This window comes from Paenibacillus farraposensis (assembly GCF_020736845.1).
GTDB lineage: Bacteria > Bacillota > Bacilli > Paenibacillales > Paenibacillaceae > Paenibacillus > Paenibacillus farraposensis.
The window spans coordinates 50,415-66,166 of the sequence record NZ_JAFFQR010000015.1; the positions used below are offsets into that span (position 1 = coordinate 50,415).

Here is a 15,752-nt window from a genome sequence, read left to right on the forward strand (position 1 = left end):
TAACTCCATGAAATATTTTTTTAACCAATTTTAGTGGTGTGAAACTATGTTGTTTAAATACTAAAATAATGTGCGTTAGTAATATCCCCACAGTCTAACAACGGGAAAAATTTTGAACGTTGCTGACTGGAGGGGATATTCTTTATTTTTTTTAAACTTATTTTCATCACGCACAACGCAATTCGGTTCTTCATGTCTTCCTTTTAGTTTAGTTATCACGTCCTGCTTTCTCTGACCATTCTAAGATAAATCTTCTGGTATCCTCATTGTATGGGATATTACTTTCTTCATTCTCCCTCCTTTTTGGTGTTTCTTAACAAATATTTATTTTAAGAAGGATCAAGGTATTTTATTTAGTATATTCTTGTACTCTCCCTATCCTTAATTTTTTGAAAAAAAGTTTCCAGTAATAAATTATATTTTATAAAATATTGCGTAACATAACGAAACAAAGTATATTATAAGCAACAAATCTTAATGTTTAGCAAAAGGAGTGTAAGCGTGAAATACAATATCAATCTATTTGGAAATAACTTTGATTGTGAACTGCATGTACAAGATAATAACCTGTCCATTGTATTGGATGAGGACAATCAAAAGGCGATAAAATCATATTTATCTAGAGTACTTAAGAAATACACGGAAGTGAATACATCTGAGGAAAATTCCTTAGAATTAATGGTCACTAAAGCTGTCCAAGTTGAGAAAAATATGGGTGGACGAATGTCAGAGCCAAAGCTTAAATTGCCATATGAATTTGCACCAGAGACGAAAGAAAAGCTCATTGAATGTGCGAATTTACAGGAAACTTCAGCAACCCAGTTGTTAATTCGCTTAATTGATCAAAAGTATCACGAAGTAATGAATAACAACTAAGGGGAATGTGGAGGAAAGAAAGATGGCTTATGGGAATAAAGTTAAGTTTCATTATGATGTGCCTGCATATATTAAGAAGGAGTTAGCAGAGGCTGCCAAGAAGATGGGGATTACCGCTACTGAGTTGCTTACTAGAATTATAGAAGAAGAATATCAAAGAGTAAAAGGTACAGCGCAGGACTCTAAATGAGTCCTGCTTCTCTATGCTTTAACAGTCTGGTAAAACAGTTATGCAGGTAAATGCTCTCGGTGATAGAAAAAGAATGATAGCGATACTGGTCGTTATTTCTTTCGACCTGATCCATATAAAAAAGGTGCATGTTCCAATAATCCTCTTTGACATTAGTTGTTACTAGAAGTAAGCTAAAAAGCTCAGGTTCATCCAGAACTTCCAAGACAATTTTGGAATCTGTATGCTCAGTATTAACGATTTCACGGACATGTAAAGAAAGTGGATAATCTGGAAGGTTTTGGAGTGAAATAAGACTTTCCTTGAGCGAAATATAGTTCATTCAGTTATATCTCTCCTTATATTGAAAAAATTACTTGATATAGTTTTACATGCTATAAGTGTTTATTTTACTTACTAAATTAATTATATACGAACGTATGTTTGTTATCAACAGAATATTTACTATATAAAACGCCCTAACAAATTAAATAGCAAGTTTACTTTCAAAAGTTTCCTTCACAATCGGCCTAAAAGTGATTGATACGCTAACCAAGCTCATATAACGGTTTAAGATAAAGCGCTTATCTAGCAGAAAGCTTAAATCTATCTCTTTGCTGACATATGCCTGCTTTCGAACCAACAGTATTAAATAATTATTGGTATTGGTAGCGCATGAAAAGCATGAGCTGGAAGCTCTTCACCAAAGAGTATCCTTGACAAACTGTTTTTACTTATGGAAAAACAATAAAATATCAAAAATTTATTGCTTTACCAGTGATCTGTAGCTTTCGGTTTCAAAACCTGTTAAACCTGAACTCTGCTTCTTCTTGAGGAGTAGTGGATTTAGTGAGAAGTAGTAATTTGATTAAACGTTGTTGCTGCTTGTTTTCTTCTGTGAAAAATCATTTGAGATCACTGTAACGGATTGTTGTTTATAATGTAACTTTTAGTTCAAAAAAGACAGTAGGATGCCTAAAAAAACTGGTTTACGGGAGCTATTCTATAAGTTGTTTTGAAGTTGGTTACCTTGCTAAGCCAGCTTGCCAAAGAGAATGATGTAGTCCTCTTTCAATATAAGATGTTCTTGAGCATATATTATCAAATCACAGGTATTTTTCTGGCTTTCGTGATACATGCTTTTTTCTTACCACGACGGGAATCGGCTTTTCAAAACCACATAGAAAGTTTGGTTTTTCTGAATGGTGACGGTCCGAGCAACATTTTATATTGCGTATCATTACGTTACATTATATAATATTCAATAACAATGTTGTCTTAGTAGAAAATAGTGCAGGGATACACCATTTTCTACTATTATCCCTAGGCCAATGAGCAGTAATTGGTTTTGTAACATTGTTACTACTTTTTTTGATGTTGTTATTTGAATTATTAGAAACGATATTTAATAAGAAAAGAGGTTATCATTATGGATGAAATGGTATTAAAAGTTCAGCAGTGGGCTAACAAAACTTATCAAGGTAGATCTGGATTTAATTCAATTACAGAAGACGGACATACAGGGCGAGGCACAATCAGAGCTTTAATTTGGGGACTGCAAATCGAATTAGGAATTTCATCTCCGACAGGAAGCTTTGGTCCTGCCACTGCTTCGCTTTGTCCTACGCTTTCTGTTAACTCTGATTCAACAAACGGCTCAGTCTCCAATCAAATAAGAATTCTTCAAGGAGCTTTATTTTGTAAGGGGTATAACCCTGGGGGATTTACCGGCACGTTTGGCAATGGCACCAAAACTGCAATATCAAAATTTCAATCAGATGCTGGATTAGCTGTTCCAGATGGAATTGCAACGCCTATGATTTTTAAAGCGCTGTTAAACATGGATGCATTTGTTAACATAGGAGATCCAAAGATTAGAGAAATTCAACAAAAACTTAACAGAGATTACTATCGAACTCTCTTTGAACCACTAGGATTAATTCCTTGCGACGGGATATATGCACGTTCAACAAATAAAGCATTAATTTACGCATTACAAGTTGAAGAAGGGATACCCGAGCCCAATGGCTCGTTTGGTCCTTCCACAACTGCACTATGTCCAACATTATCTCTTGGAAGCACACAAACCAAGTTTGTATCGCTACTGCAATACGCACTATATTTTAATGAGTACGATCCAGGTCGTTTTGATGGAGTTTTTGATCAAGGTGTCAAAACTGCAGTAACTAATTTTCAAAAGTTTACTAAACTGACTGCTGATGGTGCTGCTGGAAAGCAAACATGGGCATCTCTACTAGTAAGTACAGGTGATAAAAACCGGAAAGGAACCGCTTGCGACTGCATCACAACTATTACTCCTGCTAGGGCTCAGACTCTTAAGAACAATGGATATACCACAGTTGGCCGTTATATTGTTGAAACCTCAAGACTTTCAAAGAAAATTAAAGAAGGGGAGCTTGATACAATCTTTGCAGCTGGACTCTCGGTTTTCCCAATTTTTCAATACTCGGCCAATTCTTTGAGCTATTTTAGTGCGACTCAGGGTGCAATCGATGCAAGACGAGCGTTAGTAGCAGCTAACAATTATGGTTTTGAACCTGGAACCATCATCTATTTTGCCGTTGACTATGACGCAGTAGATGGAGAAGTCACCAGTCACCTTCTTCCTCACTTCCAAGCTCTCCATAATAAAATGAAGGGACTTGGGGGAAAATACCGCATTGGTATTTATGGACCAAGGAATGTATGTAGTCGCGTATCTAAAGCAGGGTATGCTGTTACTAGCTTTGTTAGCGATATGTCTACAGGATTTAGCGGAAATCTCGGGTATAATCTTCCTGCAAATTGGGCTTTCGATCAAATTTCTACCATTAAAATTGGGACAGGGGATGGAGCTATCGAGATTGACAACAATATTCAATCAGGCCGGGATATGGGCGTTAAAAAAGTGTCATTTCCAACATCTATTCCCCTAGATGATTCTTACTTCTTGGCTGAATACAGAGACGCAATGACTGAAGAACAAATAAAGTTAGCTGATGAACAATTAACAGCTGTACAAAAGGCAAAATCACTTCGGAGTCCAGCTAAGGCTTTGTCAATAGTATTAGAGTACGATAGTTTAATTACGAATTTGAGTCGTACTTATAGTATAAGAAAGGCTTTGATACAATGTGTATTAATGAGAGAGTTATGTACTGAAGGCGCGGATGATACTCTGGCTGATGGATTGGTGATTCAATATTATGGCTACAAAAAAAGTTATGAAGCGTGGGATGCCTTGCCCACCGCCGTTAAAATTATTACTCCAGCGCCGACTCCTCCACTAGTTATAAAGGAAGATGCTAGCACCGGTCTAGGTCAGATATTCGCAGCAACTGCCATTGATTCCATTAACTTTGCTATAGGGATTGACTTAGTTACTGATCGAGTCTATGACATAGACAATTGGAAGGATATGGACTATATTTGGGATAAGCTTCGTACTGATAACAACTTTAATGTGAGCACTTGTGCTTTAGTATTGATTAGGGCTGCAAATAAAGTAGGATTGAGTAGGGATTATTACGAATTTGGAGAAGCAGAAACCAAAAGTGCTATCACAAGATATAATGGTACGGGTGATTCAGCAGTGAATTACGGTAACCTCGTTTATCAAACCTATTTACTTTTTGAGAAATATAACAAGATTATTCGGGAACAGGCTGTAGAATAACTAGAAAGGAGATAAATGAATAAAATATATTTATATCTAAGTTTTCTCATTCATGTTATTTTGGCATTATTGCTACCTTATCAAATCATAATGGTGTATACTTGTATTTATTATATTGGATTTTTTATGGGTAAATATTCGGCTCCTGACCTCATTGGGGAAGAAAATCTCTTTGCAATAATTCTAATCATAACGCTGTTATTTGTCTCTATGAGTGCTTTTCTATTAATTTTCAGTTACGTCACATTGTTTAAAAAAGCGGGAGTCAAGAAAAGCATCTTTTGTATAGTTAATTTAACGATTTTTTTGTTTGTTTATTTCATTAACCCAGTCAATCTCAAGTAATTGTTTATTTTAGCTTACTGCTTTTCAGATGAGTTTTAAATTATCCCCTTCAAGTAATAGTCACTCAAAGAAGTCCATGCGGTGTTATGTGGATGGAGTGAACTTGAAGGGGATATTTGTACAACTAAAAAAAGGGGAAAATGTTTGGCGCGTAAAATATTTGATGCATATGACGAGGTATACGGGCTGGGTGGTACCCAAAAAAAACCGCAGACATCGAAGTAAGAACTTGAATTCTTTTGTGAGCTTCTCTTTTTCGTTGTAAAATGTCGTTGGACATATGGGACATTACAGAAGGAAGAGAAACCATGGGAGAGAACCAATATAAATACAAGTTGCTTGCGCTCGATAATGAAGTGAATTTTCCGGACGCTTACTGGAATGAAGTTATACGCGGGATGTCGACAGATGTCAGTGCCTTTAATGGTTTCCCTTATGACTTTGCCCGCAAAACAGGTACATCGCAGCAAAGTGTAGGCGGCAAGCTGAAGGATAACGGTGTGTTTATTGCCTTTGCCCCTCGACAGAATCCGAAGTTGGCGGTAGCGGTTGTCATTCCTGAAGGAGGCTTCGGGGCTTTTAGTGCCGGGCCTGTGGCACGTAAAATTTTTGATGCTTATGATGAAGTTTATGGATTGGACGGAGTGCCGAAGAAAAAAGATGCTGCGACAACCGATTCGAATGCAGTCAAACAGCCATAATCTATTTATACAATTATTCCCATTTAAAAAACTTCTCTTAGTCATCGGACTAAGGGAAGTTTTTTGTTGGTTTTATGTATTCTCTTACAAAATTGTAATCCCTAATTTTATCGTTATTTATGTAATCTATGGTATTATTGGGATATAAGATCAAATTGAATGGAGTAATGAACAGCCCGTATGGACAAACGAAGCTTGGATAAAAAATTTTCATTCACAAAGAAAAACGAAGAAAACGAAGAGACACAAACAAAGCGGACGATCTTGCGAACGAACCTTGTTTTTTTCAGTGCTTTTGTGCTGTTTTCCTTAATCATTACCAGACTTGCTGTGCTGCAGTTTGTACAGTCAGATGAATTAAAGGGGCTGCAGCAGTCTGTGAATACGAAAAAAGTTCCGTTGCCTCCGAGCCGAGGCACGATTTATGACGCCACAGGTATGGTTAAGCTAGCTTATTCAACCCCGGTACAGTCACTTTATGTGACCTTGTCTAAGGATTATAGCAAGCATGCAGACAGCAAACGCAAGCCTGAGGAAAAGCTGCTTCCAGAACTTAATGCTCTGGCCGACAAGCTTGCTGCCAAACTCAATGAATTGGGACGTGAAGAGGGAGAAAAGCTTGATGCAGCGGAAATCAAGAAACGTCTGGACCCGGACTATAGTCAATATCGGGGCTTTACCCCGCGTTTAGTCAAATCTGACCTAAGCCAGCAGGAGATCGCCTATTTTTTGGAACATAAAGAGGAGTTTCCCGGCGTGGATGTTGTGGAAGAAAACGTCCGCCATTATGACCCGGATCGGGTAGCGGTACAAGCGATTGGATATATGTACAAGTTCAAAGGAGCACGTGCGAATCGACCGAAATACAAAGAACTGTATAAGGCTAATTCGGAGCTTTTAAGACCGGAGCAGGTCTATCTGGAAAGTGAAATGGTCGGATATGACGGACTGGAGCTGCAGTACCAGGATGAGCTGAGAGGAAAAAATGGCTATAAAACGGTTGCAGTCAATCCGCGGAGCATGCCGGAGGGGATCGAATCCATTACTCCTCCGCAAAAAGGCTACCATCTCTACTCCACCATCAATAAGGAAATCCAGCAAAAAACCGAGCAGGCGATTATGGACCAGCTTCATTGGCTTCATACGCATGCAATCTCCGGCGAGCTCCATACAGATGCCACTACGGGCTTTGCAGTAGCGATGGAGGTAGATACTGGAAATGTCGTGGCGATGGCCAGTATGCCGGATTATGATCCCAATGTATGGAAAACCGGTAGTACGGCGCCTGCGGTATATAACGAAATTCAGCATAAAATGGGGAATGGGACGATTAAGTCTGTACCGAGTGGAAAGCCGGGCCCACACCCGGAGTCCTCCGTGCTGCTGGGTTCAACCATTAAGCCCCTAACCGTGTTGGTCGGTTTGAGGGAGAACTTATTTTCACCCGGACAAACTTATTTGGATACAGGAAGCGCGTATTACGGAAAAAATCAATCCAGCCGGGTCGGTAATACAGGCGGACATGTGTACGGTAGTTTGACCCCGGACAAAGCCATTGAATTTTCATCCAACACGTTTATGGTGGATATGGTGGGCAAGCCCTTGTATGATAAGTACGGAAGTAATACAGGCGTGCATCAGGGGATTGACGTATGGGACAAGTATATGAAGGAATTCGGATTAGGCATCGCGACTGAAGTTGATTTGCCAGGGGAATGGGTAGGCAGACTTGAGTATATGAGCAAGCATGAAAGTGCGCTGACGCGCTTGGTACAGGCATCCTTCGGACAACAAGGGAAATACACGGCGATGCAGCTGGCACAGTATACGACGGTGCTAGCGACAAAAGGAACACGTATCCAGCCCCATTTGCTCAATAAGATTGTGGATGATCAAGGGAATATCGTGCGTGAATTTAAGCCGAAGATGCTGAATAAGGTCACTTTTCCAGAGACGTACTGGAATACGGTCATTCGCGGTATGGCGACGGATGTTAAAGGATTTAACGGATTTCCGTATGAATATGCCCGTAAAACAGGGACCTCCCAGCAGGTGGTAGGACGATCAGTTATAGATAACGGGGTGTTCATTGCTTTTGCACCACGCCAAAAACCGAAGCTCGCTGTTGCGGTCATTATTCCCGAAGGGGGCTTTGGGGTGACAAGCGCCGGACCGGTGGCACGTAAAATATTTGATGTATATGACGAAGTGTACGGGCTGGATGGTACTCCAAAAAAGACGCAGGCGGCAAGGTGAAGGTTTGAATTTCTTTGTGGGCTGCTCTTTTTCATGGTAAAATGTCGTTGGATATATGGGACCTACAGGAGGAAGAGAGACCATGGGAGAGAACCAATATAAATACAAACTGCTTGCGCTCGATATGGATGGAACTTTGCTGAACGACAATCACGAGATTACCTTGGACACAATGAACTGGATTAATAAGGCGATTCAGGAAGGGATTCATATATGCTTGTCTACCGGACGGGCGGCAATGCATGCTCTGCCCTATGGCCAGCAGCTCGGCTTGGACACACCAATGGTAACGGTGAACGGCGGTGAGGTATGGAAATCACCTCATGAGCTGTGGCGCCGTTATTTGCTTGATCGGGAGCTCGTACGCAAGATGCACCAGATTGCTGTAGACACAGACTCATGGTTCTGGGCTTATACGACAGAGGAATTATATAACAGAGATCGTTGGCCTGATACATTGGACACACAGGAGTGGCTCAAATTCGGCTATAATACGGAAAATGACGAAATTCGCCAGCAAATTTTGCTCAAGCTTCAGGACTTGGGGGGGCTTGAAATTTCCAACTCTTCGTTGACCAATCTGGAAATTAACCCGGCTGGCATATCCAAAGCCAGTGGTATCGCTGAAGTGTGCGGCCTGCTTGGAATTACCATGGAACAGGTGGTCGCCGTTGGTGACAGTCTGAATGATCTGGCTGTCATTCAAGCAGCTGGATTGGGTGTAGCGATGGGGAACGCCCAGGATATAGTGAAAAAGGCGGCTGATCTGGTCGTGGCTTCCAATAATGATGATGGTATTGCAGAAGTTATCCGCGATTATATACTTGTATAATAGACTGGATGCCTCTGCATGTAGGATAAATGAACAAGAAGGAGGAGGCCCATGGACGTTGTAGGCTGGATTGTAATTGTTGTACTGTTCATTGTCGGCATGGCTGGAGCGGTATATCCCGTATTGCCGGGGGCGCTCGCCATCTATTTTGCATTTTTTGTATACGGTTGGTTTTTCTCGTTTTCTTCATATCGCCCATTATTTTGGATTATACAAACATTGATCGTCGTTGCACTTTTTGTTGCAGACTATGCGGTTAATGCATGGGGAGTCAAGCGGTTTGGCGGTTCTCGACTGTCGGCGATACTCAGCACCGTCGGGATTATTATCGGCCCCTTCGTTATTCCGGCATTCGGCCTGATTTTAGGGCCGTTTATCGGTGCTGTGCTGGGGGAACTGATTGGTAAAGCCCCGCTGGATCGAGCCATCAAAGTGGGCTTTGGCTCCGTATTAGGCCTGTTTACCAGTACCGTGATGAAAGTGATTTTGCAGCTTGCTATGATTATAGTATTCTTGATTTGGGTGTTACACAGATAGCTCGTTATTTATGATTTGCAGAGACAGAATCGATATGCGGCTCCGCACCGGTGATGGCTCAGGCCATGACTGTTTCTGCGGGGCTTTTGCATGCATGTGAACTGCAAGAAAGAAGGGAACGCATTTTGTCCAATAAAGAAACATTCCTGAAAGGCACGCTTATTTTAGCCGCTGCCGCCTTGGTAGCCAGAGTGCTTGGGCTCGTGCAGCGTGTTCCATTGGAGCATTTGCTCGGCTCCGTGGGGAACGCCTCGTTTACAATTGCGAACAACGCTTATTTAATGCTGCTCACAGTGGCTACAGCCGGTATTCCCAGCACTTTAAGCAAAATGGTTTCGGAACGCTATGCGCTGAATCGGCCTTCGGAGGCGCGGCGTGTATATCATGCAGCTTTGCTATTCGCAGCTGCAGCAGGAATTATCATCACGGCAGTGCTGTATTTTGGAGCGCCTTATTTTGCCGAGCATGTGGCAGGGGTTCCGCAGTCCGCTTTGGCTATTCAGGCCTTGGCACCTGCCTTGCTGCTGTTTCCAGCCATTGCCATGATGCGCGGGTACTTCCAGGGGCGGGGAAATATGACCGCAGGCGGTATTTCGCAAATTGTGGAGCAGGTTGCACGGGTGGCGACTGCCATTTTGCTCGCCTTTATTACTTTAAAGCTAGGTTATGGAGAACGCGAGGTGGCGGCTGGAGCTTCCTTCGGAGGTGTCATGGGAAGCATCGGCGCACTGGCGGTTATGTTGTATTACACAGTGAAATTGCGCCGTCAAGATCGCCAGGATCGGCAAGAGCAACTCCAGGAGCACAGCTCCGCGTTGTCAATGATGCGCATTTATAAAGACATTTTTACGCTGTCTATCCCCATTGTATTGTCATCTCTAACCGTTCCGGCAGTCAATTTTATTGATACATCGATTGTGGTTAGACTGCTGTCTGGTCAAATTGGCCTGGATCAGGCGACTACCCAATTGGGTTATCTGGGATCTCGGGCACAAAGTGTGGCTGGCATTCCGCCGATTTTGGCCATTGCGCTCAGCACATCGCTCATTCCGATCATTTCGGCGGCTTTTGCCCGCAAGGATGAACGCTATTTGCAAAATCAGATGACGCTGGCCTTGCGTATCTCTATTTTGACTGGAATGCCGATTGTGCTGGCATTATGTGTAACCGCCTATTCCATTAATGGCTTGCTGTTCAGCTCGCTTGGAGGCAGCGGGATTATCGCTGTTTTGACGCTGGGTACGATATTCCAGATTACAATGATGACGTCCAACTCGATTTTGATCGGTATGGGCAAGCCGCGTATCTCCATGGTTAATGTCATGGCCGGGATCGTGGTGAAGTTTGTGGCGAGCTGGCTGCTGGCTGGCTGGCTTGGAATTTACGGCATCATTGGCGCGACCGGATTATGTTTCCTCGTGATTACACTATTGAATCTGCGTGTGCTCAAAGGAATCGTTCCCTTCTCTATCATGAGCCGTCGCTGGGCAGGCTTTTTGACCGCAGTCATCGTCTCGGGGGCAATTGGATACGGTGTGAATGAAGCTTGCATTCTGCTGGTTCATCTTATGCCTGCACGCGTGGCCTTCTTCATTGCATGCTGTATTGCCGGAGCGGTTGTGCTGGTATGCTACCTGGTGCTGCTGGTAGTCCTGGGCGTGCTTCGCAAGGATGAACTGGGCAATTATCCGCGTATATTGCAAAAAGTACTGCGTCCGCTGATGCGCCTTCAGCGTGGGGCCTCGGCAGAACAAGGCTAAAATAGCCAGGCAGTTTTTAGCCTGCTCAGTGAAATGGCCGCAGGCTGGCCTGGGCGTCGTGGGCCATGGCTGTTTTTTGGACGCCGTGGCGATGCTCGTGCCGCATCGCAAATAACAGCGGCCGCCTTGGTTTGCTCAGATGCCCGAGCGTGGAGCTGTCCTGAAACCAATCATAACGGGGGATCGGATCATAAGCTGTATCCAACCAGACGGCATTCAGCTCCGGGCTGTAAAGACGTTTTCCCGGCGGCAGCCATTCATGTGCTAAAAGCGTTGCGCTCTCTCGAAGAGAGCGCAGCGCTTTTTGTTCATACGAGGTGAACAATCCAGGCCAGTAGTCGCTGCGTGAACCGGTATGCGGCACGCTGGTCACGAAGGCTGACACTTGATCCAGCACCTGCTGGTGGCCAAACAGCATGGCATAGAGGCTTTTGCCAAAGCCGATCCGCTCGTCAAGATGACCAAAACGCTCCATCACCAGTCCGGCGAGCCCGTCATTCAATCCCAGCGGAAATATAATCTGGTTGAGCTGGAGCCAATCATGCAAATAAAAGCCCGGCTTGTGCATCACAAATTTTTGAAAATACGGGTCCTTCACAACACGGCCCTCAATATAGTTCTGTTCGTTAATAATGAGGGCGACGGTCAACAGAGAGCTATCCCGCCAAGCCCAGAAGCGTTCCCAAAAGGGTTTCATGAAAGTTGATACGTGAAAATAGGGCAATAAATGAAAACAGCTCCGGCCCAAACGGCGGCTGTGCATGTACAGTTGGAGCTGCGGATACGCATCTTGAAAAATAAGCGCGTTACAGCGCTCCAGTAGCCGATACAGCCACTCCTTTTCCTGTTCGCCAATCAGGTTGCCAATCAGGCCGCCTTTGAGATCGGTCATATTGTAACCGCCGTTGCGGGAGACGAGATGAGCCAGCAGGGCCCAATGCAATTCCGGATAGCCGCGATAGCATTCGAGGTAAGCGGCGGTCCGTGTGATATTACTGCGATTCTGCTGTGCGGTATCATTCTTGATTCGCTCCAGCAGCTCACAGTCTGTTTCACATAAAGGCATATTCAACGAAGAGGGCCTCGTAGCCGGTCCGTTCGTCAGCATGAGTGCTTCGGCTTCATCCATTGCAGCCTGCGCGGCTTGATCATCCCACGGCAGCTCACGCAATGGATAACGCAGCTTGCGGGATTCGGTCCAGGCTGCCCGTTTGCCCTCCCAAGCTTCCTCTGCAACACGCGGAACAGAACCGAGCAGCTTTAGCCCGCCTTGAAGCTGCTTTATTGCTATATGAAACCATTCGGTGAGAGACATTGTCTTGATTACTTCCTTTCACAGTATTCAGATGGCATTCCCTTATATGCTCTAGTATGCCTTAATAGGGGGCATTCCAATCTTTGGTGGAGAATCGAATCCTGTACTTTTGATAAGCCAAGATTCGGTCTTGTCTTATCAAAAGTACAATTTGGCGTTACAATGGAAGCAGCAAGTGCTTGTTACAACCGAAATTAGAGGAGGAGAAATACATGCAAAAAATCGTCTCTCATGAAGACTTTAATAAGGCAATATCCACTCCAGGCGTAACCGTAGCCGTGTTCAAGGCAGACTGGTGCGTGGATTGTCATTTTATTGATCCGTTTATGCCTGATGTGGAACAGCAATATGCAGACAAGCTTACATTAATTGAAATTGATGTAGAGCAGGCTGAAAGCGTCAGCCAAGAGCAGCATGTACTGGGGATTCCCAGCTTTATCGCTTACAGTGAAGGGCGGGAGCTGGTGCGCCTGGTGAACAAACTGCGCAAATCCCGCGAGGAAATCGAGCAATTTTTGGACCGGGCTGTAGAAGTTCATGCCAACTTGGCAAAGTAATGGATACCGTGTATGTCATGATGGGTTCGATGGAACCCTAAACATCAGGATAATCAGAAAGCCGCTTCCTTCCACAGGAGCGGCTTTCGTGCAAAGGCACGTTCACTTTTTTGTCAACAAAATGCGTATGTCAAGGAATGATTTATCAGTTATAATTACATTAAGTGATCATTTCACAACATGTGCTGTGAATAAATATTATATTTGGAAGGATACAGGTGAGTTTTTTGAATAACAAAATCAGAATTTTAAAGTGGCTGGCACTCGTAACATGTATTGTCATGTTTTTGGCTACCTTTGGTGGAGGTGTCGTAACACGGACCGATTCGGGCCTGGGCTGTGGACGGGAGTTCCCGCTTTGTAATGGCAAGCTGGTTCCAGCACATACGATTGCATCCATTATTGAGTTCTCTCACCGCTCAGTCAGTGCCATGGCCGGGATTCTATCTATTGCTTCTTTTGTCGGCTTTTTGCTGTTTATGAAGCATCGGAAGGATTTGCAGCTTTTCTCGTTATTGACGCTTATGTTCGTCATTATACAAGGAGCCATGGGGGCGTTGGCTGTGTTGTTTTCCCAATCGGCTGCGGTCATGGGACTTCATTTTGGCTTTGCGCTTATTGCTTTTGCCAGTGCGACCATGATGACGCTGGGGGTATGGAAAGAGCATTCGGATTCACGCTATGTTCCGCGGTTGGTCGCTGAACCTGTTAGCCGGGGCTATCGCAACTTTATATGGCTATCGACGATCTATACGTATATTGCTGTCTACTCGGGCGCGCTGCTTAGTCACTCGGTAATCCAGAAGGTTGTAAATCTTGGCGGCGTTATATCTCCGCTGCTGCTTCATCAGATTTCCTCCGGTCTGTTGTTTATTATTATTTTGGCCGTGGGCCACTATTCGTACCGTTACCATCCGAACCACCGGGACATTCGTGTACTAGGTGTTGTTTCGGTAGTATTAATAGCACTTCAGGTTCTTATTGGAATTAGCTTGCTGTATTTCACCAGACCTGAAATTTACATGTTTGTTGTATTGGGACATATGCTGGTCATTGCCTCATTGTTCTCTATTTTGTGTTATTTGAGCTATCGGGTATGGCAATTGTCACCGGATCGCAACCTGGTTCCGCGCCAACCCCAACGTACCTAAGCATGTCATAGATAGTAAAAGGGATGTTTTGCCCAAGTGGCGTTCAAACACGTATAATAGCATATAAGAAACAAACCAGGCCCACGAGTTTCTCGAGGGCTTGATTTGCTTAGGAGGAGTCGTCCAGTTGATCTACCAGAATTTGCGCCAATTTATAGAAGCGCTGCGTAAAGAAAATGATCTTAAAATTATAGAAGCACCTGTTGATCCTTATTTGGAGCTGGCCGAGATTCATCGAAGAGTTATTGAGGAGGAAGGACCGGCTCTGCTGTTTACGAATGTAAAAGGCACTCCGTTTCCGGTAGCCAGCAATTTGTTTGGCACCAATCGACGGGTAGATATGGCTTTTGGCCCTCGGCCGGAGCAACTGATGAATGCGATTGTTGGAGCGACCAAAACATTGCTTCCGCCTACCCCCAAAGCTTTATGGAATGAACGCGGCCTGATTAAGGACATGCTAAAAGTAGGGCTTAAAACGGTATCCCAAAGCGAGGCTCCAGTATTAGGGGTGCGGCGGACGGATGCTCCGCTGGCTCCATTGCCTAGAGTCACGAGCTGGCATGAGGATGGAGGGCCGTTCATTACGCTTCCGCTCGTATATACCGAGAAGCCGGGACATTCCAAGGATCATAATTTGGGGATGTACCGTATCCAGATTTACGATGATCAGACAACAGGAATTCACTGGCAAATTCATAAAGGCGGCGGCTTTCATTATCATGAGGCCGAGCTGCGCAATGAGCCATTGCCTGCGACGATATTCATCGGTGGTCCGCCTGCCCTAATTGCTTCTGCGATTGCTCCGGCACCGGAGAATCTGTCTGAGTTGTTGCTCGCTTCGCTCATAATGGGAGGCAAGCTGCCAATGACAGAAGACCCGCTTGGGAGTCACCGGATTCCGGCAGAAGCCGAATTTGCAATTAGCGGCTATGTGCCGCCTCATGAGCGCCGTCCGGAAGGACCGTTTGGTGATCATTTTGGCTATTATTCATTACAGCATGATTTCCCTGTATTTCATGTCAAGCATATGTACCACCGCAAGGATGCGATTTATCCGGCAACCATTGTTGGTAAACCGCGCCAAGAAGACTACTATCTCGGCGAATTTTTGCAGCGGTTGTTGTCTCCTGCCTATCCGCTTGTGATGCCTTCCGTCAAGTCGTTATGGGCTTATGCGGAAACGGGCGTACATGCGCTGGCAGCGGCTGTCGTGCGTGAAAGCTATTCCCGTGAAGCGCTGGTATCCGGTTTTACCATTTTAGGCCAAGGTCAATTGTCATTAACCAAATTCCTGATGCTGACGGACCGGGTCATTGACTTATCCGATTTTAATTTGCTGCTGGAAACGATTCTGGAGCGCTTCAATCCTGCCAGGGATTTGTTCATTTTCAATCATACATCCCATGATACGCTCGATTACACGGGCCGCAAGCTGAATCATGGCAGTAAAGCGATCTTGATGGGCGTAGGCGAGCCGGTACGTGAATTGCCTCGTACCTATGAGGGAGGAGACCTGCCGGGAATTCGCGAAATTAAGCCATATTGCGGAGGTTGCCTCGTTATATCGGGTGCGTCCT

12 protein-coding genes and 1 pseudogene are annotated in these 15,752 nt (G+C 44.3%); 11 read left to right on the plus strand and 2 right to left on the minus strand.

The window, feature by feature from the left end; translation table 11 throughout:
• The first annotated feature begins 501 nt into the window (after positions 1-501).
• Positions 502-876 carry a hypothetical protein gene (locus JO375_RS03170; RefSeq protein WP_229523096.1) on the plus strand — a complete coding sequence of 125 codons (375 nt, stop codon included), beginning with the start codon at positions 502-504 and terminating at the stop codon, positions 874-876.
• Positions 877-898: 22 nt separating this feature from the next.
• Entirely contained in the window at positions 899-1,066 is a 168-nt protein-coding gene (locus tag JO375_RS03175; protein WP_229523097.1) for a hypothetical protein, read from the plus strand.
• On the opposite strand, the gene JO375_RS03180 is transcribed toward JO375_RS03175, so the two are convergent.
• Positions 1,059-1,388, minus strand: coding sequence for a hypothetical protein (locus JO375_RS03180; RefSeq protein ID WP_229523098.1), 330 nt, complete (start codon positions 1,386-1,388; stop codon positions 1,059-1,061). The two genes, JO375_RS03175 and JO375_RS03180, sit on opposite strands and share 8 nt — an antisense overlap.
• A 1,086-nt stretch (positions 1,389-2,474) precedes the next feature.
• Between JO375_RS03180 and JO375_RS03185 the strand changes: the two genes are divergently transcribed.
• The 6 genes and pseudogenes from JO375_RS03185 (at position 2,475) to JO375_RS03210 (ending at position 11,152) form a co-directional block, all read left to right on the plus strand.
• On the plus strand, positions 2,475-4,721 hold the full coding sequence (locus JO375_RS03185) for a glycoside hydrolase domain-containing protein (RefSeq protein WP_229523099.1): 2,247 nt from the start codon (positions 2,475-2,477) through the stop codon (positions 4,719-4,721).
• A gap of 695 nt (positions 4,722-5,416) precedes the next feature.
• A pseudogene (locus JO375_RS03190) lies at positions 5,417-5,767 on the plus strand (penicillin-binding transpeptidase domain-containing protein); the annotation flags it as partial.
• A gap of 180 nt (positions 5,768-5,947) precedes the next feature.
• Complete coding sequence (locus JO375_RS03195; RefSeq protein WP_229523100.1) at positions 5,948-8,023, plus strand: peptidoglycan D,D-transpeptidase FtsI family protein; 2,076 nt, start codon at positions 5,948-5,950, stop codon at positions 8,021-8,023.
• Positions 8,024-8,105: 82 nt separating this feature from the next.
• Positions 8,106-8,855, plus strand: a complete 750-nt coding sequence (locus tag JO375_RS03200) for a Cof-type HAD-IIB family hydrolase (protein WP_229523101.1) — start codon at positions 8,106-8,108, stop codon at positions 8,853-8,855.
• Positions 8,856-8,906: 51 nt separating this feature from the next.
• Complete coding sequence (locus tag JO375_RS03205; RefSeq protein WP_229523102.1) at positions 8,907-9,392, plus strand: DUF456 domain-containing protein; 486 nt, start codon at positions 8,907-8,909, stop codon at positions 9,390-9,392.
• A gap of 125 nt (positions 9,393-9,517) precedes the next feature.
• Positions 9,518-11,152, plus strand: coding sequence for a putative polysaccharide biosynthesis protein (locus JO375_RS03210; RefSeq protein WP_229523292.1), 1,635 nt, complete (start codon positions 9,518-9,520; stop codon positions 11,150-11,152).
• Positions 11,153-11,177: 25 nt separating this feature from the next.
• Here JO375_RS03210 and JO375_RS03215 read toward each other — a convergent pair whose 3' ends face one another.
• On the minus strand, positions 11,178-12,467 hold the full coding sequence (locus JO375_RS03215; RefSeq protein ID WP_229523103.1) for a DUF2515 family protein: 1,290 nt from the start codon (positions 12,465-12,467) through the stop codon (positions 11,178-11,180).
• A 212-nt stretch (positions 12,468-12,679) separates the two neighbouring features.
• Between JO375_RS03215 and JO375_RS03220 the strand changes: the two genes are divergently transcribed.
• The 3 genes from JO375_RS03220 to JO375_RS03230 form a co-directional block, all read left to right on the plus strand.
• Complete coding sequence (locus JO375_RS03220; protein WP_229523104.1) at positions 12,680-13,024, plus strand: thioredoxin family protein; 345 nt, start codon at positions 12,680-12,682, stop codon at positions 13,022-13,024.
• Between the two features lie 218 nt (positions 13,025-13,242).
• Positions 13,243-14,175: a COX15/CtaA family protein gene (locus JO375_RS03225; RefSeq protein ID WP_229523105.1), complete on the plus strand. Its 933-nt coding sequence runs from the start codon at positions 13,243-13,245 to the stop codon at positions 14,173-14,175.
• 127 nt (positions 14,176-14,302) lie between these two features.
• The coding region (locus JO375_RS03230) for a UbiD family decarboxylase (RefSeq protein ID WP_229523106.1) at positions 14,303-15,752 on the plus strand (1,450 nt) is incomplete at its 3' end.

Excerpts from the sequence above, each read along its gene's own strand:
- JO375_RS03200 (WP_229523101.1), top strand. The coding sequence starts at position 8,106 with ATGGGAGAGAACCAATATAAATACAAACTGCTTGCGCTCGATATGGAT.
- JO375_RS03220 (WP_229523104.1), top strand. The coding sequence starts at position 12,680 with ATGCAAAAAATCGTCTCTCATGAAGACTTTAATAAGGCAATATCCACT.
- JO375_RS03185 (WP_229523099.1), top strand. The coding sequence starts at position 2,475 with ATGGATGAAATGGTATTAAAAGTTCAGCAGTGGGCTAACAAAACTTAT.
- JO375_RS03180 (WP_229523098.1), bottom strand. The coding sequence starts at position 1,388 with ATGAACTATATTTCGCTCAAGGAAAGTCTTATTTCACTCCAAAACCTT.
- JO375_RS03175 (WP_229523097.1), top strand. The coding sequence starts at position 899 with ATGGCTTATGGGAATAAAGTTAAGTTTCATTATGATGTGCCTGCATAT.
- JO375_RS03215 (WP_229523103.1), bottom strand. The coding sequence starts at position 12,467 with ATGTCTCTCACCGAATGGTTTCATATAGCAATAAAGCAGCTTCAAGGC.
- JO375_RS03205 (WP_229523102.1), top strand. The coding sequence starts at position 8,907 with ATGGACGTTGTAGGCTGGATTGTAATTGTTGTACTGTTCATTGTCGGC.
- JO375_RS03195 (WP_229523100.1), top strand. The coding sequence starts at position 5,948 with ATGGACAAACGAAGCTTGGATAAAAAATTTTCATTCACAAAGAAAAAC.